The sequence below is a fragment of the Streptomyces sp. NPDC017095 genome, from assembly GCF_044332325.1.
GTDB lineage: Bacteria > Actinomycetota > Actinomycetes > Streptomycetales > Streptomycetaceae > Streptomyces.
Window position 1 is genome coordinate 126,016 of the sequence record NZ_JBIROU010000003.1, and the last position, 11,719, is coordinate 137,734.

The 11,719-nt window shown below is 72.1% G+C and carries 11 protein-coding genes and 1 tRNA gene; 6 read left to right on the plus strand and 6 right to left on the minus strand.

Features of this window, described 5'->3' with window-relative positions:
* Positions 1-7: 7 nt before the first annotated feature.
* From ACH4OA_RS06690 to ACH4OA_RS06705, 4 genes are all read right to left on the minus strand, one after another.
* Entirely contained in the window at positions 8-838 is an 831-nt protein-coding gene (locus ACH4OA_RS06690) for an MBL fold metallo-hydrolase (RefSeq protein ID WP_397943663.1), read from the minus strand.
* Positions 835-1,812 carry an NUDIX hydrolase gene (locus ACH4OA_RS06695; protein WP_397967945.1) on the minus strand — a complete coding sequence of 326 codons (978 nt, stop codon included), beginning with the start codon at positions 1,810-1,812 and terminating at the stop codon, positions 835-837. Before ACH4OA_RS06695 ends, ACH4OA_RS06690 begins: the two co-directional genes overlap by 4 nt.
* A 63-nt stretch (positions 1,813-1,875) precedes the next feature.
* On the minus strand, positions 1,876-2,340 hold the full coding sequence (locus ACH4OA_RS06700; protein ID WP_397943666.1) for a RidA family protein: 465 nt from the start codon (positions 2,338-2,340) through the stop codon (positions 1,876-1,878).
* Positions 2,337-2,495 carry a DUF4177 domain-containing protein gene (locus tag ACH4OA_RS06705; RefSeq protein ID WP_009189813.1) on the minus strand — a complete coding sequence of 53 codons (159 nt, stop codon included), beginning with the start codon at positions 2,493-2,495 and terminating at the stop codon, positions 2,337-2,339. The genes ACH4OA_RS06700 and ACH4OA_RS06705 overlap by 4 nt, the downstream gene beginning before the upstream one ends.
* 95 nt (positions 2,496-2,590) lie before the next feature.
* On the opposite strand from ACH4OA_RS06705, the gene ACH4OA_RS06710 reads away from it, so the two are divergent.
* A complete protein-coding gene (locus ACH4OA_RS06710) occupies positions 2,591-3,568 on the plus strand; it encodes an ArsA family ATPase (RefSeq protein ID WP_397943667.1) in 978 nt (325 codons plus the stop codon).
* A complete protein-coding gene (locus ACH4OA_RS06715) occupies positions 3,565-4,980 on the plus strand; it encodes an ArsA family ATPase (protein WP_397967947.1) in 1,416 nt (471 codons plus the stop codon). Before ACH4OA_RS06710 ends, ACH4OA_RS06715 begins: the two co-directional genes overlap by 4 nt.
* A 502-nt stretch (positions 4,981-5,482) precedes the next feature.
* Here the strand turns inward: ACH4OA_RS06715 and wblA are convergent.
* Positions 5,483-5,821, minus strand: coding sequence for a transcriptional regulator WblA (wblA, locus tag ACH4OA_RS06720; protein ID WP_365873790.1), 339 nt, complete (start codon positions 5,819-5,821; stop codon positions 5,483-5,485).
* Positions 5,822-6,404: 583 nt separating this feature from the next.
* Here wblA and ACH4OA_RS06725 point away from each other — a divergent pair.
* Positions 6,405-8,756, plus strand: a complete 2,352-nt coding sequence (locus ACH4OA_RS06725) for a transglycosylase domain-containing protein (RefSeq protein ID WP_397967950.1) — start codon at positions 6,405-6,407, stop codon at positions 8,754-8,756.
* A 99-nt stretch (positions 8,757-8,855) separates the two neighbouring features.
* On the opposite strand, the gene ACH4OA_RS06730 is transcribed toward ACH4OA_RS06725, so the two are convergent.
* Complete coding sequence (locus ACH4OA_RS06730) at positions 8,856-9,323, minus strand: GatB/YqeY domain-containing protein (RefSeq protein WP_365873794.1); 468 nt, start codon at positions 9,321-9,323, stop codon at positions 8,856-8,858.
* 284 nt (positions 9,324-9,607) lie between these two features.
* On the opposite strand from ACH4OA_RS06730, the gene ACH4OA_RS06735 reads away from it, so the two are divergent.
* The 3 genes from ACH4OA_RS06735 to ACH4OA_RS06745 all read left to right on the plus strand — a co-directional run bounded on the left by ACH4OA_RS06735 (position 9,608) and on the right by ACH4OA_RS06745 (position 11,694).
* Positions 9,608-10,534 carry a metallophosphoesterase gene (locus ACH4OA_RS06735; protein WP_365873796.1) on the plus strand — a complete coding sequence of 309 codons (927 nt, stop codon included), beginning with the start codon at positions 9,608-9,610 and terminating at the stop codon, positions 10,532-10,534.
* 261 nt (positions 10,535-10,795) lie between these two features.
* On the plus strand, positions 10,796-11,554 hold the full coding sequence (locus ACH4OA_RS06740; protein WP_397967951.1) for a Pr6Pr family membrane protein: 759 nt from the start codon (positions 10,796-10,798) through the stop codon (positions 11,552-11,554).
* 66 nt (positions 11,555-11,620) lie between these two features.
* A tRNA-Pro gene (locus ACH4OA_RS06745) sits at positions 11,621-11,694 on the plus strand.
* The last annotated feature ends 25 nt before the right edge of the window (positions 11,695-11,719 follow it).

An 11,719-nucleotide genomic window follows, 5' to 3' on the forward strand; every position in this document is an offset into this window, starting at 1 on the left:
AGGGGCCTTAGATCAGGCCGTGCTCGCCGAGATAGTCCAGCTGGGCCCGGACCGACAGTTCCGCCGCCGGCCACAGCGAGCGGTCCACGTCGGCGTAGACGTGGGCGACGACCTCCGCCGGGGAGCGGTAGCCGTCCTCCACCGCGGTCTCCACCTGGGCGAGCCGGTGGGCGCGGTGGGCGAGGTAGAACTCCACGGCGCCCTGGGCGTCCTCCAGGACCGGCCCGTGGCCCGGCAGGACGGTGTGCACGCCGTCGTCCACCGTCAGGGACCGCAGCCTGCGCAGCGAGTCCAGATAGTCCCCGAGCCGGCCGTCCGGGTGCGCCACCACGGTCGTACCGCGGCCGAGGACGGTGTCACCGGTCAGCACCGCCCGGTCGGCCGGGAGATGGAAGGACAGCGAGTCCGCGGTGTGCCCCGGGGTCGGTACGACCCTCAGCTCCAGGCCGCCGACCGTGATCACGTCCCCGGCGGCCAGGCCCTCGTCACCGAGGCGCAGTGCCGGGTCGAGGGCACGCACGCGCGTGCCGGTCAGCTCGGCGAACCGGGCCGCGCCCTCGGCGTGGTCGGGGTGGCCGTGGGTCAGCAGGGTCAGCGCTATGCGCCGGCCGGCCTTCTCGGCCGTGTCCACGACAGCGCGCAGGTGGCCGTCGTCGAGCGGCCCGGGGTCGATCACCACGGCCAGTTCTGAGCCGGGTTCGGCCACGATCCAGGTGTTGGTGCCGTCCAGGGTCATCGCGGAGGCGTTGGGCGCGAGGACGTTGACCGCCCGTTCGGTGGCCGGCCCCGACAGGGCACCGCCCCGGGGCTGGCCCGGCAGGGCGCTTGCGTCGGTCATACGGGGCCTCCACCGGGCGTCTCAGCGGCTGTCGGAGCGGTCACGGGCGCGGACGCCTGCGCGGCCGTCCCGGGGGCCGTCGAAGCGGCCACCGGCGCGGTCGCCGGCGCGGTCGCCGGCGCGGTCGGGACGTGCTGGGTGAACTCGTCGTGGCCGGGCCAGGACAGGACGATCCCGCCGTCCCGCAGCCGGGCGCGCGCCAGCACCGGCGTCATGTCGCGCGCGGGCGCGGCGGCCAGCGCCTCGGCCGCGGTGCCGTACGGGAGCAGCTGGCGCAGGGTGGCGATGGTGGGCGGCATCATCAGCAGCTCGCCCCGGTCGTACCCGGCGGCGGCCTCGGCCGGGCGGATCCACACCGTGCGGTCGGCCTCCGTGGAGGCGTTGCGGGTGCGCTGCCCCGCGGGCAGCGCCGCCACGAAGAACCAGGTGTCGTAGCGGCGGGCCTCGAACTCGGGGGTGATCCAGCGGGTCCAGGCGCCCAGCAGGTCCGCGCGCAGCACCAGGCCGCGCCGGTCGAGGAACTCGGCGAAGGACAGCTCGCGCGCGACCAGGGCGGCGCGGTCGGCCTCCCAGTCGTCCCCGGTGGTGTCGCCGACGACCGACTCCGGGTCCGGGCCGGCCAGCAGCACACCGGCCTCCTCGTACGTCTCCCGTACGGCCGCGCAGACGATCGCCTGGGCGGCCGCCCCGTCGACGCCGAGCCGCCGCGCCCACCAGGCGCGCGCGGGGCCCGCCCAGCGGATCTGGCGGTCGTCGTCCCGCGGGTCGACGCCGCCCCCGGGATACGCGTACGCGCCTCCGGCGAAGGCCATGGAGGCGCGTCTGCGCAGCATGTGGACGACCGGGCCGGCCGGGGTGTCCTTCAGGAGCAGCACCGTGGCCGCGCGCCGGGGGGTCACCGGGGTGAGCGTGCCGTCCGCGAGCGCGCGGATGCGGTCCGGCCACTCCGGGGGGTACCACTGACCGTTCGCCATGGCCGGAGGCTATCCCGTGTAGGGCGATTGTTCGAGAGGTGCCCGAGACCGGCGGGCGGGTGGCTACGGGACGAGTTCCACCTGGATCTCGACCTCGACCGGCGCGTCCAGCGGCAGCACCGCGACACCGACCGCGCTGCGGGCGTGCACGCCCTTGTCGCCGAGCACCTCGCCGAGCAGCTCGCTGGCGCCGTTGACGACGCCGGGCTGCCCGGTGAAGTCGGACGCCGAGGCGACGAAACCGACGACCTTCACCACGCGCGCGATGCGGTCCAGGTCGCCGGTGACGGACTTCACGGCGGCCAGCGCGTTCAGTGCGCAGGTACGGGCCAGCTCCTTGGCCTCCTCGGGCGTGACCTCGGCGCCCACCTTGCCGGTCACCGGCAGCTTGCCCTCCACCATCGGCAGCTGCCCGGCGGTGTAGACGTACACCCCGGACCGCACGGCCGGCTGGTAGGCGGCCAGCGGCGGTACGACCTCCGGCAGGGTCAGACCCAGCTCGGCCAGCCTGGCCTCGACCGCGCTCACGCCTGCTTCTCCCGCTTCAGGTAGGCCACGAGCTGCTCGGGGTTCGGCCCGGGCACGACCTGGACGAGCTCCCAGCCGTCCTCGCCCCAGGTGTCCAGAATCTGCTTCGTGGCATGGACGAGCAGCGGCACGGTTGCGTATTCCCACTTGGTCATGGGCCGACTGTAACCGCTGTGCCGGGCGGCCCGGTGACCCGCGTTATCCACAGCCTCGCGCGTGGCCGTCGCCCGGACTGGTTAGTCTCGAAGGCGTGAGCAGGCTCCAGGTCGTCAGCGGCAAGGGCGGGACCGGAAAGACGACGGTCGCCGCCGCACTCGCGCTGGCCCTCGCGACCGAGGGGAAGCGGACGCTTCTCGTGGAGGTCGAGGGCCGGCAAGGCATCGCCCAGCTCTTCGAGACGGAGGCGTTGCCCTATGAGGAGCGGAAGATCGCGGTCGCTCCGGGCGGCGGGGAGGTGTTCGCCCTCGCCATCGATCCGGAACGGGCCCTTCTGGACTATCTCCAGATGTTCTACAAACTGGGTGGCGCCGGCCGGGCCCTGAAGAAACTGGGAGCGATCGACTTCGCCACCACCATCGCGCCCGGCCTCAGGGACGTCCTGCTGACCGGCAAGGCGTGCGAGGCCGTGCGCCGCAAGGACCGCTCCGGCGCGTTCGTGTACGACTACGTGGTCATGGACGCCCCGCCGACCGGCCGCATCACCCGCTTCCTGAACGTGAACGACGAGGTGGCGGGCCTGGCGAGGATCGGCCCGATACACAATCAGGCCCAGGCCGTGATGCGGGTGCTGAAGTCCCAGGAGACGGCGGTGCACCTGGTGGCGCTGCTGGAGGAGATGCCGGTCCAGGAGACCGCCGACGGCATCGCCGAACTCCGCGCGGCCCGGCTGCCGGTGGGCCGGGTCATCGTGAACATGGTCCGTCCGGAGGTGCTGGACGCGGCCGATCTGGAACTCGCGTCGGCCGTGGAGCGTTCCTCGGTCGCACGGGCGCTCTCGGCGGCCGGTCTGGGCGGGGCCCGGCGCGGCGGGGATGCCGAGAAGCTGGTGGACCCGCTGCTGGAGCAGGCCGCGGAGTACGCCGAGCGGTACACGCTGGAACAGGAGCAGCGCGCGGTCCTCGCCGGGCTGGGCCTGCCGCTGCACGAACTGCCGCTGCTCGCCGAGGGCATGGACCTGGCGGGCCTGTACGAACTCGCCACCGAGCTGCGGAAGCAGGGGTTGTCATGAGTGCGGACCCGGCCGAGGCACCCGAGGCGACTGAAATGGCTGAGGTGTCCGGGGCCTCCGGGGGTTCCGAGGGGTCCGGGACGGCCGCGGGGTCCGGGGCGTCCGCGGGGTCTGAGCAGGGCCGCCGGCTCTCCCCCGCGCGTGTGCTGGACGTGGACCCGCTGATCGACGACCCGAAGACACGGATCGTGGTGTGCTGCGGCTCGGGCGGCGTGGGCAAGACGACGACCGCGGCGGCCCTCGGGCTCCGAGCCGCCGAGCGGGGCCGCAAGGTGGTCGTCCTGACCATCGACCCGGCCAGGCGGCTGGCCCAGTCCATGGGCATCGACTCCCTCGACAACGTGCCGCGCCGGGTGAAGGGCACCGAGGGCGACGGCGAGCTGCACGCCATGATGCTCGACATGAAGCGCACCTTCGACGAGGTCGTGGAGGCGCACGCGGACTCCGAGCGGGCCGCCGCGATCCTGGCGAACCCCTTCTACCAATCGCTCTCGGCGGGCTTCGCGGGCACGCAGGAGTACATGGCGATGGAGAAGCTGGGCCAGCTGCGGGCGCGGGAGGAGTGGGACCTCATCGTGGTCGACACGCCGCCGTCCCGTTCGGCGCTGGACTTCCTGGACGCGCCCAAGCGGCTCGGCTCCTTCCTGGACGGCCGGCTCATCCGCCTGCTGACCGCGCCGGCGAAGCTGGGGGGCCGCGCGGGGATGGCCTTCCTGAACGTCGGCATGTCGATGATGACCGGCACCCTCGGCAAGCTGCTGGGTGGTCAGCTGCTGAAGGACGTCCAGACGTTCGTGGCCGCGATGGACACCACCTTCGGCGGCTTCCGCACCCGCGCGGACGCCACCTACAAGCTGCTCCAGGCGCCCGGTACGGCCTTCCTGGTGGTGGCGGCCCCGGAGCGGGACGCGCTGCGCGAGGCGGCGTACTTCGTGCAGCGGCTGGCCGCGGAGAAGATGCCGCTGGTGGGTCTGGTGCTGAACCGCGTCCACGGCAGCGGTGCCGGGCGGCTGTCGGCCGAGCGGGCACTCGCCGCCGCGGAAAATCTTGAGGACCCCCGCATTGTGGATCAGGGGGGCGGGAAAGCTGGACTTCGTAACTCTTCTGATCCAACCGGCAGTTCATCTGCTCCCGCGGCCGAGACCGCGGTCGCCGCTCCCGACGAAGGCTCCCCCGCCGACGCGGAACGCTCGGTCGACCGGCTCACGGCGGGCCTGCTGAGGCTGCACGCCGATCGCATGCAGGTGCTCGCGCGCGAGCAGCGCACGCGCGATCGCTTCACCGCCCGCCACCCCGAGGTGGCGGTGGTCGAGGTGCCCGCGCTGCCCGGTGACGTCCACGATCTCGCGGGCCTGCGCGACATCGGGGACCGCCTGGCGGGCGAACGGCCGGAAGGACGGGGACACATATAGGCGCACGGGTCATCCGTGCACGGGTCATCCGCGCATGGACCGTCTGCACAGGTGCGGGCGGGCCGTGCAGCCACTGGCCGTGCGGGACCGCCCGTGCGGGGCCGTGCGGGGCGGGGCCTGGTCGTGTGGGCAGCGGCCGTATGGCACTGGCCGTGCGGGCACGGGACGTGTGGCACTGGCACGCGTGCGTACGGCGGGAGCGTGCGCGGGCGGTCGTGGGTGTACGCGGTAGGCGCGGTGTACGCGGGTATCGCGGGAGCAGCCGCGATGGACGCGGGTGTGCGCGCGGACGGCCGGAGGCGCGTGCGCGGCGGGCGTCGTTCACCCGACTGGGGCGGCTGCCAGAAGTGGGGGGTCGCTCCGCGATGGGGCCACGCCCGGTGGGGCCGGCCTGCCGGTGCGGTGCGCCTCTGGCGCCTGCCGAAGCGGTGCCTCTGGAGCGCGCCTGCGGTGGCGGCGTGCTGGAGAGGGGTGCCACGGGAGCGTGCGGAAGGGGGTGCCCTCAGCTCACCGCGGCGTAGCTCTCGTACACCTCGTCGCTGTCGAGGGGCACGATCCCGGCTCCCCGCTCGTACTCCGAGCGGGCGGTTTCCAGCAGTCTGCGCCAGGAGGTCACGGTGGGCCGCCGGCGCAGCAGCGCGCGGCGCTCCCGCTCCGTCATGCCTCCCCACACGCCGAACTCCACCCGGTTGTCCAGCGCGTCGGCCAGGCATTCCGTGCGTACCGGGCATCCGGTGCACACCGCCTTGGCCCTGTTCTGCGCTGCTCCTTGAACGAACAGTTCATCCGGATCGGTAGTGCGGCAGGCAGCCTGCGCACTCCAGTCGGTTACCCAGCCCATACCGGCGCCGTCCTCTCCCGAATCCAGGCTCCCCCACGGCGGCAGCGGCATATTCACCGCCGCCAGTTGAGGACGTTACGGAAGGCGGGCACACCGCAACACCCCCTTCGGGCCCAATCTTGAATGGCCCGAACGGACTATGGGTAAGCGGCAGATCACCCGCGGGAGTGAGCTGGCGACATTCGTGGTTATCCCGACAAAGCGGGGCAGTCGCGGTATGCCACACCGGGCGTCGGGCGACACACCCGGCGAATTCGGGCCCGCCCCTCCCGAAAAAGGGCGGACGCCCCGGTAATTCCGGGCCGGGTCCGGAACGGCTCGCCGCCGCCGTACGTATGGAGAGATGACCGCTCGGTTGTGACAGTTGAGAGCAGCTTAGGCCAAGGCCTGTCAGCGTGTCCGGCGAATGAGAACGTACGCGTTCTGTTTTACCGGGCCGTGACGGAGACCGGCGCCCCGCCCGGCTCCCAGGGTCGCCGACGGCGCCGGCGGTGCCGTCGGTACATCACGATCCGGCACTCGGAACATCCCGAGAAGCGGTCGCTCCCTCGGAACGCTCAACAGTACGGATTAGGCTGCCCCCATGCCAAAGAAGCGCTCGGGCGGCGGTCTGTCGCCCATGCAGCAGGCCGCCAAGTTCCTCGGTGTCAGTGTGCTCGCCGGAGCCGTGATGGCGGGCATCGCGCTGCCCGCGGCCGGCGCGCTGGGCCTCGCGGCCAAGGGCTCGGTCCAGGGTTTCGACGAGATCCCGGCCAATCTGAAGAGTCCCCAGCTGAGTCAGCGCACCACGATCCTGGATGACCAGGGCAAGCAGATCGCGACCGTGTACTCCCGCGACCGTACGGTGGTCGACCTCAAGGACATCTCGCCGTACCTGCAGAAGGCGATCGTCGCGATCGAGGACTCGCGCTTCTACAAACACGGTGCCGTGGACCTCAAGGGCGTCCTGCGCGCCGTGAACAAGAACGCCCAAGAGGGCGGGGTCGCCCAGGGCGCCTCCACGCTCACCCAGCAGCTGGTGAAGAACTACTTCATCGAAGAGGCCGGCGACGATCCGACCAAGGTCGCCGAGGCCACCCAGCAGACCCTGGGCCGCAAGATCCGCGAGCTGAAGTACGCCATCCAGATCGAGGACAAGCTGGGCAAGAAGAAGATCCTCGAGAACTATCTGAACATCACTTTCTTCGGTGAGCAGGCCTACGGCGTCGAAGCCGCCGCCCAGCGCTACTTCTCCAAGCACGCCAAGGACCTGAACGTCCAGGAATCGGCGCTGCTGGCCGGCATCGTGCAGTCCCCGAGCCGGTACGACCCGGTCAACGACGAGGCGGAGGCCACCAAGCGGCGCAACATCGTGCTGCAGCGGATGGCGGAACTCGGCGACATCTCCCAGAAGGAGGCCGACCAGGCGAAGCAGACGCCGCTCGGCCTGCACACCAGCCGCCCCAAGAACGGCTGCATCACCGCCGTGAAGGGCGCCGGCTTCTTCTGCGACTACGTCCGCCAGGTCGTCCTCACCGACCCGGTCTTCGGCAAGTCCAAGGAGCAGCGGGCCAAGCTGTGGAACCGGGGCGGCCTGACGATCCGTACGACGCTCGACCCGCAGGCGCAGCAGTCCGTGCAGGAGTCCATCAAGGACCACGTCTACAAGAGCGACCCCGTGGCGACCGCCGCGACCATCGTCGAGCCCGGCACCGGCAAGATCCTCGCCATGGGCCAGTCCCGCCCGTACGGCGTGAACGTCAGGAACGACGAGACGACGATCAACCTGTCCGTCAACCACGACATGGGCGGAGGCGTCGGCTACCAGCCCGGTTCCACGTTCAAGCCGATCGTCGCCGCGGCGGCCATCGAGGGCGGGAAGCCCGCGACGCAGGAGTACTCGTCGCCGTACGAGATGACGTACCCGAGCCCGGTCTCCGCGTGCGACGGCAAGACGTGGCGCGACGACCCGCGCAAGCCCACCAAGCTGACCAACGAGAACGAGGAGGAGCACGGCCCGTACGGCATGAAGGAGGCGACCGCCAAGTCGGTCAACACCTACTACGTGCAGCTGATCAGCGACATCGGCATCTGCCCGGTCGTCGACATGGCCAAGAAGATGGGCGTGCACCGCGCGGACGGCCGCCAGCTGAGGCAGGCGCCCTCCATCGCGCTCGGCACCCAGGAGATGTCCCCGCTGACGATGGCGAGCGCGTACGCCGCCTTCGCCTCGCGCGGCATGTACTGCACCCCGGTCGCCATCGAGTCGGTCACCCGGAAGGCCGGCAGCGAGCAGAAGTCCCTGGAGGTGCCGAAGTCGACCTGCTCACGGGCGATGTCGGAGAACACCGCGGACACGGTGAGCACCCTCCTCAAGGGCGTGGTCGAGGACGGCACGGGCCAGGAGGCCGGCCTCGGCAGCCGCGCGAGCGCGGGCAAGACGGGTACGACGGACGAGCGGTTCGCCGCCTGGTTCGTCGGCTACACGCCGAACATGGCGGGCGCGGTCTGGGTCGGCGACCCGCAGCACAAGCGCAAGATGACCGCCATCACCATCGGCGGCATCCCGCACGACAAGGTCTACGGCGGTGAGGTCCCGGGCCCGATCTGGCGCGACATGATGAGCGGCGCGCTGGACGGCAGGCCGGCGCCGGACTTCCATCTGGTCGACATCCCCGACGGCTCCCACGAGGACGATGATCAGGGAAAAGGCGACAGGGGGGCGACGGACGGCAACAACGGGGACACGCCGGGACAGGTGACCGGGGGACCGACCGGCGGGCCGACGGGCGGGGGAACCGCTGACGGCGGCACCACCGGCGCCACGACCGGCACGGCCACCGGCGCTCCCCGCAACCCGTTCCCGACGCCGACGCTCTCCTTCCCCGAGGGCCTCTTCGAGGGCCAGACGAACGGCGGAACCGGCAGGAACGGACACGGAGGCGGCCGGCACTAGGCCGCGCTCTCCGGACACGACAGCGGGGCCGCACCTCTGGGAAGGGGTGCGGCCCCGCGGCCGTAGGAGCGTGGGTCAGGAGGGTGCGGCGGCGGCCGCTCAGCCCTGGAGCAGCTTCTTCACCGCGGCGGCGACCCGGCCGCCCTCGGCCCGGCCGGCCACCTTCGGGTTCACGATCTTCATGACGGCGCCCATGGCCCGCGGCCCCTCGGCGCCGCCGGCCTTCGCCTCCTCCACGGCCTGCGCGACGAGCGCGTTCAGCTCCTCGTCGGACAGCTGCTTGGGCAGGTACTCGGCGAGCACCTCGCCCTCCGCCTTCTCCCGCGCGGCCTGCTCGGCACGGCCGCCCTGCGCGAACGCGTCGGCCGCCTCACGGCGCTTCTTCGCCTCACGGGTGATCACCTGGACGACCTCGTCGTCGGAAAGCTCCCGCTTCTCCTTGCCCGCGACCTCTTCCTTGGTGATCGCGGCGAGCGTCAGCCGGAGCGTCGAGGAGCGCAGCTCGTCACGCTCCTTGATCGCGGCGTTGAGGTCGTCGTGCAGCTTCGACTTGAGCGTGGTGGTCATGACGCGATTGTCGCAGGTGCACGGCAGCGCACGCCCGCCCATTTACCGGGCGGACGCCGGCCGGCACCGAGGCGGGGACGCGCGCTGGTCCCGACGCGGGGATGTACTCCCGGTCCGACGCGGGGAGGCACGCAGGTCTCAACGCGGAGACGCATGCCGGTCTCAACGCGGGGACGCACGCCGGCCCGTCCACGCGAGCACGCGCGTGCTCGCCCGGCCGCCCGCCCGTCCACGTGACCGGCGGCCGTTCCCGCCGCGCCCGGCCGGTCTGAGACGATGGACACATGCGCGCGCGATACGGAATTCCCCTGGGAATCATGGCGGCCGGCGCCGCCGGTCTGGTGTACGCGGCGGGCTTCGAGGCCCGCTCCTTCCGCCTCCGACGGGTCACGGTCCCCGTCCTCCCGCCGGGCATGCGCCCGCTGCGTGTGCTCCAGGTCTCCGATATCCACATGGTGAGCGGCCAGCGCAAGAAGCAGCGCTGGCTGCAGTCCCTGGCGGGGCTGCGCCCGGACTTCGTGATCAACACGGGCGACAACCTGTCGGACCCGGAGGGCGTCCCCGAGGTACTGGACGCTCTGGGCCCGCTGCTGGAGTTCCCGGGCGCGTACGTCTTCGGCTCCAACGACTACTACGGTCCCAAGCTGCGCAACCCCGCCCGCTATCTGCTGGAGAAGACGAGCGGACGCCACGGTCTGAACGGCAACCCGCCGGCGGTGGGCGCGATCCACAACCCGTGGGAGGAACTGCGGGACGGCTTCGACGCGGCGGGCTGGCTGAACCTGACCAACACGCGCGGAGTCCTCAAGGCCGAGGGCGCCTCGATCGAGCTGACCGGCCTGGACGACCCGCACATCAAGCGCGACCGCTACGCCCAGGTGGCCGGGGGGCCCTCGGGGACGTACGACTTCTCGCTCGCGGTGGTCCACGCGCCGTACCTGCGGGTACTGGACGCGTTCACCGCGGACGCCTACCCCCTGATCCTGGCCGGCCACACCCACGGCGGTCAGCTGTGCGTCCCCTTCTACGGCGCCCTGGTCACCAACTGCGACCTGGACACGGACCGGGTGAAGGGCCTGTCCACGCACACCGCGGAGGGCCGTACGTCCTACCTCCACGTCTCCGCGGGCTGCGGCACCAACCGCTACACCCCGGTCCGCTTCGCCTGCCCACCGGAGGCGACGCTGCTGACGCTGGTGGAGAGGGCGTAGAGAACGACTGGAGCGGCGAGCAGCCCGGCGGCCGGGGGTGATCGCCGGGGGCGGGCTGGGCGAGTGATCGCGGAGGGGCGGGCGACCGGTCCGGCGGCCGGGACGAACGAGCACCGGGGCGGACGACCGGGCGACCAACCCGGGCGGCCGGGCCGAACAATCGCCTGGCCGCGCCTGGCCGGCTGCCCCGCACGTCGGGCCGTAACCCACCCGGCCCAGTCCGCGTGGCCGCCCCGCTCTCGCGCTCCTAGCGTGAGGGGCATGACCGCCCCGATACCCAGGGACATCCCGGACCTGCCCGCGGTCCCGGGCCCGCCCGTCCTGCTGCCCGCCCCGGTGCCGGCCACGGCGGTGGTGGCCCCGGTCCGCCGCCCGCCGGCCGCGGTGTTCCGCCTGCTGACCGCGGTGGCGGCGGCCGGCGGAGTCACGCTGGAACTGCTGCTGGGCAGCCCGGCACGCGTCCTGAGCTACTTCAGCGTCCAGGCCGACATCCTGCTGGCGGTGGTCATGCTCCTGTCGGCGACGAGGGCCTGGCGGGCCCGCCGCCCGCTCCCCTCCGCCGTGACAGGCGCCACGCTCCTCTACGCCGTGATCGGCGCGCTGGTCTACCACCTGCTCCTGGACCACACGACGCCCCCGTTCTCCATGACCGGCGCGACGGCCCCTCCGGAGCGGTGGCACGCCGAGTGGGCGGCTCTCCAGGTGCTGCACGTCCTGGTCCCGGCGGCAGCGGTACTGGACTGGCTCCTGCTCACCCCCGCGGCCCGCCTGCACCTCCGCCAGGCCGCGGGGTGGCTCCTCTACCCGCTGGCCTACCTGGCCTTCTCCTTCATCCGGGCCGCCGTCGTCCCCCCGTCCGAGCCCTCGCGCCACCTCTACCCTTTCCTGGACGTGACGGCCCACGGCTACCGCAGCACCCTGGCGAACGCCCTCCTGCTGGGACTAGCGGTCTACGCCCTGGCAGTCCTCCTGGTGACCCTGGACCACGGCCGCCCGTCCCCGACCCGCCACCGCCTCTGAACCGGATTTCGTCTACGGCCCCCGGTGGGCTAAAGTAAACGACGTCGCCGCGAGAAGCAGCGACATCGGGGTGTAGCGCAGCTTGGCAGCGCGCTTCGTTCGGGACGAAGAGGTCGTGGGTTCAAATCCCGCCACCCCGACAGAGAAACACCAGGTGAGGCACCT

Excerpts from the sequence above, each read along its gene's own strand:
- ACH4OA_RS06735 (WP_365873796.1), top strand. The coding sequence starts at position 9,608 with ATGCGCGCGCGATACGGAATTCCCCTGGGAATCATGGCGGCCGGCGCC.
- ACH4OA_RS06695 (WP_397967945.1), bottom strand. The coding sequence starts at position 1,812 with ATGGCGAACGGTCAGTGGTACCCCCCGGAGTGGCCGGACCGCATCCGC.
- ACH4OA_RS06690 (WP_397943663.1), bottom strand. The coding sequence starts at position 838 with ATGACCGACGCAAGCGCCCTGCCGGGCCAGCCCCGGGGCGGTGCCCTG.
- ACH4OA_RS06705 (WP_009189813.1), bottom strand. The coding sequence starts at position 2,495 with ATGACCAAGTGGGAATACGCAACCGTGCCGCTGCTCGTCCATGCCACG.
- ACH4OA_RS06715 (WP_397967947.1), top strand. The coding sequence starts at position 3,565 with ATGAGTGCGGACCCGGCCGAGGCACCCGAGGCGACTGAAATGGCTGAG.
- wblA (WP_365873790.1), bottom strand. The coding sequence starts at position 5,821 with ATGGGCTGGGTAACCGACTGGAGTGCGCAGGCTGCCTGCCGCACTACC.
- ACH4OA_RS06740 (WP_397967951.1), top strand. The coding sequence starts at position 10,796 with ATGACCGCCCCGATACCCAGGGACATCCCGGACCTGCCCGCGGTCCCG.
- ACH4OA_RS06730 (WP_365873794.1), bottom strand. The coding sequence starts at position 9,323 with ATGACCACCACGCTCAAGTCGAAGCTGCACGACGACCTCAACGCCGCG.
- ACH4OA_RS06725 (WP_397967950.1), top strand. The coding sequence starts at position 6,405 with ATGCCAAAGAAGCGCTCGGGCGGCGGTCTGTCGCCCATGCAGCAGGCC.